The organism is Streptomyces mesophilus, from assembly GCF_040300965.1.
In the GTDB taxonomy this organism is placed as follows: Bacteria; Actinomycetota; Actinomycetes; order Streptomycetales; family Streptomycetaceae; genus Streptomyces; species Streptomyces mesophilus_A.
In genome coordinates, this window is sequence record NZ_JBEPEW010000292.1 from 1 (window position 1) to 3,963 (window position 3,963).

Annotated in this window: 3 protein-coding genes and 1 tRNA gene; 3 read left to right on the forward strand and 1 reads right to left on the reverse strand. The window is 70.5% G+C overall.

Annotated features, from left to right (window positions below):
* Positions 1–1,047 (reverse strand): serine/threonine-protein kinase (locus ABT367_RS41085; RefSeq protein ID WP_352259052.1); only part of this gene is annotated, 1,047 nt, incomplete at its 3' end.
* 116 nt (positions 1,048–1,163) lie between these two features.
* Between ABT367_RS41085 and ABT367_RS41090 the strand changes: the two genes are divergently transcribed.
* The 3 genes from ABT367_RS41090 to ABT367_RS41100 all read left to right on the forward strand — a co-directional run.
* A tRNA-Met gene (locus tag ABT367_RS41090) sits at positions 1,164–1,244 on the forward strand.
* A gap of 406 nt (positions 1,245–1,650) precedes the next feature.
* A complete protein-coding gene (locus tag ABT367_RS41095; RefSeq protein WP_352259054.1) occupies positions 1,651–3,240 on the forward strand; it encodes a TROVE domain-containing protein in 1,590 nt (529 codons plus the stop codon).
* A 121-nt stretch (positions 3,241–3,361) separates the two neighbouring features.
* A partial coding sequence (locus tag ABT367_RS41100; RefSeq protein WP_352259056.1) for a TerD family protein occupies positions 3,362–3,963 on the forward strand: 602 nt, incomplete at its 3' end.

The window sequence follows — 3,963 nt, forward strand, 5'->3', positions numbered from 1 at the left end:
CGTGCCGCGGTCGCCAGGACTTTCGGCCGAGCTCCGGGGGCCGGCGCTGCCGTGGCCGGCCGGGGTGTCGTTCCCCACCGGGGCGGAGTCTTCCCGTACGGATTCATGGCGCACTCCGGACGCCGACGCCCGGGTGGACTCCTGCGGCGCATCCGCGTCGGCGTCGAGGAGCCGCACCGCCGCACGCCCCAGATGCCCGACGAGCTCCGGCGGCAACCACTCGCCGGCGGCCCCGGCGGCCGCCGCTGTGCGCTGCACGATCGACGTCAGCGAGGGCCGCTCCTGCGGCGCCTTGCGCAGACACGCGCCGATGAGGTCGAGCAACTCGCCCTCGACGCCCGCCAGATCCGGCTCCTCGGACACGATCCGGAACATCTGGGCGTGCGGCCCGATCTCGGACTTGCCGAAGGGGCGCCGGCCCGTGGCCGCGTACGCGAGCAGCGCGCCGAGCCCGAACACATCGCTCTTCGCCCCCACCGGCTCCCCCCGCACCTGCTCGGGGGACATGAAGCCGGGGGAGCCCAAGGCATAGCCGGTACGGGTGAGTTCGTTGTCGAGCGCGAGATGGCGGGCGATACCGAAGTCGATGACCAGGGGGCCGTCGAGCGTGAGCAGGACATTGGACGGCTTGAGGTCGCGGTGGACGAGCCCCGCCGCGTGGATCGCGGTGAGTGCCTGGGCGAGGCGGCCCGCCATCACCAGGACGGTGTGCTCGGGCAGCGGACCGTACTCGTGCTCGATGATGGCGTCGAGACCGGGACCCGGCACGAACGCCGTGGCGATCCAGGGCGATTCGGCCTCGGTGTCCGCGTCGAGCACGCGGGCCGTCCAGTCGCCGCCCACCTTGCGGGCCGCTTCCACCTCGCGCCGGAAGCGCAGCCGGAAGGAGTCCTTGGCGGCGAGCTCCTCGCGCACCACCTTCACCGCGACGGTGCGGCCGCCGGGCGACCGGGCGAGAAAGACCTCGCCCATCCCGCCGCTGCCGAGCCGGCCGAGCAGCCGGTATGGACCGATCTGCCGTGGATCCTGATCCCTGAGCACCTGCATGACGTGTCCGCCACCTTCCCCCGTACGGCTCGGGGTGATGGTACCCAGGGGGGTGGGCGGGCCTCGCTGTGCGTACCGGGAAAACCCTTGGCGTCATTACCGGTTCGCTCTCTAGAGTCGTAGACGTCCAGGTGCGCAGGCAGGACTTACTTCCACTCATAATGGGGCGGTCGCAGGTTCGATTCCTGCCTTCGGCATTCATGCCGGAGTAGCTCAGTGGTTAGAGCACCTATGTAGTTCCGCCGAACTGATCTCTGGACACCACAACGTGATGCACCTCCCGGTGCGAAGGCCCGCGGCTACTTCTTCGGGTGAAACTGCGCCGCACGGCCGATTGTGACCTCGGGAGGCCTTTCAGCAAGGGAACGTGCCCGGTGCGCAGGCAGCGGTTACTTCCTGGATCAGAGGGTTGCGGGTTCGAATCCCGTCACGACTACGGGTCGTGTAGCTCAATGGTCAGAGCATCTGACTGTCACCGCCGTCGACTTCGACCTCGGGCACCCCCTTGCCGAAAAGCCTCCCGCGATTCCGTACAACGTCATTCCGTACAACAACGTTCCGTACAACATCGTTCCGTACACCGTGAATTCGGGGGGAATTCTCATGGCACGCTTCAACACCAAGTCCATTCGCGCACGCGGCACTTCGCGTGTCACGTCCACCGGCCGCACCCTGCGTACCTTCGAGGGCGGCCGGGGCTTCGAGCGCGAGGAGCGTTCCGAGCTCTTTCTGCTCGCCGTCGCGAATTTCGTCTCCCAGCGGACCTTCTACGAGAAGGGCACGGACCGCGACGACCGCTTCGCGCGCCTCGTGCGCAAGCTGGCCGTCGAGGACCCGGCGTGGACCGCGAGCCTGCTCGGCTGGCTGCGCGGCGAGGGCAACATGCGGACCGCCTCGCTGGTCGGCGCCGCCGAGTACGTGAAGGCGCGGCTCGACGCGGGTGCCACGGCCGGGCCGTCGAACCGCTCGGTCGTCGCCTCCGTCCTGCAGCGCCCCGACGAGCCCGGTGAGCTGCTCGGATACTGGACCTCGGTGTACGGACGCGCCCTGCCCAAGCCCGTCAAGCGCGGTGTCGGGGACGCGGTGCGCCGTCTCTACCACGGCAAGTCCCTGCTGAAGTACGACACTTCGGGAAAGGGGTACCGTTTCGGCGACATCCTCAACCTGGTGCACGCGGCCCCCGACGCGGACAAGCCGTGGCAGGGCGAGCTGTTCCAGTACGCCCTCGACCGCCGGCACAACCCCGAGACTGCCGTGCCGCCCGCGTCGAGCCGTGTGCTCGTCGCGCACCGTGAGCTGATGGGCCTGCCCGTCGACGAGCGGCGCGCGGTGGTCACCGCGCCCGACGGTCCCGCACGTCTCGCCGAGGCGGGCATGACCTGGGAGGCCCTCGCGGGCTGGCTGCAGGGGCCGATGGACAAGGCCGCGTGGGAGGCCGTGATCCCGTCGATGGGCGCCATGGCGCTCGTACGGAATCTGCGGAACTTCGACGAGGCCGGGGTCTCGGACTCCGTGGCCGCGGTGGTGGCGGACCGGATCTCGGACCCGGAGCAGGTGCGCCGCTCGCGGCAGTTCCCGTTCCGGTACCTGGCCGCGTACCAGCATGCGCCGTCGCTGCGCTGGGCGTACCCGCTGGAGCAGGCGCTCGCGCACTCGCTGTCCAACGTGCCCGAGCTGCCCGGCCGCACACTGGTCCTGGTGGACCGGTCCGGTTCGATGTTCTTCTCCAAGATGTCGGACCGCTCCCAGCTCACCCGGGCCGACGGCGCCGCCGTGTTCGGCGCGGCGGTCGCGATGCGGGCGGCGAAGGCCGATCTGGTGCAGTTCGGCTCGACCAGCGCCGCGGTGAAGTTCCGCCGGGGCGAGTCCGTGCTCAAGGTCCTGGAGCGCTTCGGCGACCTGGGCGGCACCGACACGACCGAGGCGGTACGGCGGTTCTACCGCGGGCACGACCGGGTCCTGATCGTCACCGACGAGCAGTACACGTACAGCGCCCACGGCGACCCGACCGCACAGGTGCCGGCGGACGTGCCGGTCTACACCTGGAACCTCGCCGGGTACCGGGCGGGCCACGGCCCGTCGGGCACGCGGAACCGGCACACGTTCGCGGGGCTTTCGGACGCGGCCTTCCGGATGGTTCCGCTCCTGGAGCGGGGCCGTGACGCGGACTGGCCGTGGGAGACGGTCGCGTAAGGGCGGGCCTTCGGGCCCGGGCGGGCTCCCTGTCTGCCGTACGGCGGAAACCGGACGGCAGACAGGGAAAACTCGTCACGGGTAAGGGAACGGCAAAGAGATCTCGCTCGTTACCCCAGTCATGACAGCTATGACCCCCGGCTCGAACATTCCCCTGCCCACCGCCCGCGTATCGGTGGACGTCGCCGCTCCGGTGCGGCTGGACGTATCGGGCCTGCTGCTCACCGCCGACGGCAAGGTGCGCTCCGACGACGACTTCATCTTCTTCAACCAGCCCTCGGGCCCCGGTGTCACCTACCAGTCGGGCGGTGGCTCGGCGCCCGACAAGGTCACGGTGGACACGGCGGCCGTCCCGCCGGGCATCGAGAAGATCGTGGTGACCGCGAGCCCGGACGCGGCGGGTCAGACCTTCCAGGGCATCGAGCCCACGGCGACGATCCGCAATGCGGACGACGGCAGCGTGATCGCCACGTTCACTCCGCCGCAGCTCGGCAGCGAGACGGCGCTGGTGATCGTCGAGATCTACCTCCGCAACGGTGCGTGGAAGGCCCGCGCCGTCGGCCAGGGCTATGCGAACGGGCTGGCCGGTATCGCCACGGACTTCGGCGTATCGGTGGACGAGCAGCCGGCGCCCGCCGCGACTCCGGCCGCGCCCGCCGCCCCGGTAGCACCGCCCGCGCCTGCCGCCCCCGCCCCCGCGGCGCCGGACCCGCGCGCCTGGGC